The sequence below is a fragment of the Methylibium rhizosphaerae genome (genome assembly GCF_006386545.1).
GTDB lineage: Bacteria > Pseudomonadota > Gammaproteobacteria > Burkholderiales > Burkholderiaceae_C > Pseudorivibacter > Pseudorivibacter rhizosphaerae.
The window spans coordinates 1-506 of record NZ_SWAR01000204.1 but is presented as its reverse complement, the minus strand read 5'-3'; the positions used below and the strand labels follow the sequence as shown (position 1 = coordinate 506).

The 506-nt window shown below is 56.9% G+C and carries 1 protein-coding gene; it reads left to right on the top strand.

Annotated elements, in window-relative coordinates; all coding sequences use genetic code 11:
• The first annotated feature begins 60 nt into the window (after nt 1-60).
• Nucleotides 61-423 (top strand): DUF1963 domain-containing protein, encoded by a 363-nt coding sequence (locus E8D38_RS28115; protein WP_140637655.1) that lies wholly within the window; start codon nt 61-63, stop codon nt 421-423.
• Nucleotides 424-506 lie beyond the last annotated feature (83 nt).

Sequence of the window (506 nt, the reverse complement as noted above, 5' to 3'; positions counted from 1 at the left end):
GCCGCTCATGTCGAACGTTAGGCACCAGAAGCAACTCTCGTTGCATCAAGGAAGATAGGCATGCCGTCCAAGAAGAGCAGCAGGAAACCCGCACCTTGGCAGGAGTACGCCGTAACGATCCGCCGCCTCGCCGAAGGCGAGCGGGGAGTCGATGCCTCTGACCCAGAGAGCTTGGGGCTACGAACGAAGTTTGGTGGCACGCCAGACTGGGAACAGGAAGACGAACATCCGACCTGCAAGGCCTGCCAGACTGCGATGAACTTCGTGGGCCAGATTGACTCGTTCGAACATCAATCGAAGCGCAACCCCAATTCACGGTCTGCCATGGGTGTTCAAGACTTCATGTTCGGAGACGTCGGCATGATCTATGTCTTCTATTGCATTCCGTGTGCAAAGGCGAAGGCAATCGTTCAGTATGGCTAGCGATCGCTCATGTTCCGGCACGTATGCGTCTGCCGCTCACTCGCTCGGCCCAAAATCGAAGTCGTTGCCGGTGCCTAACCCCT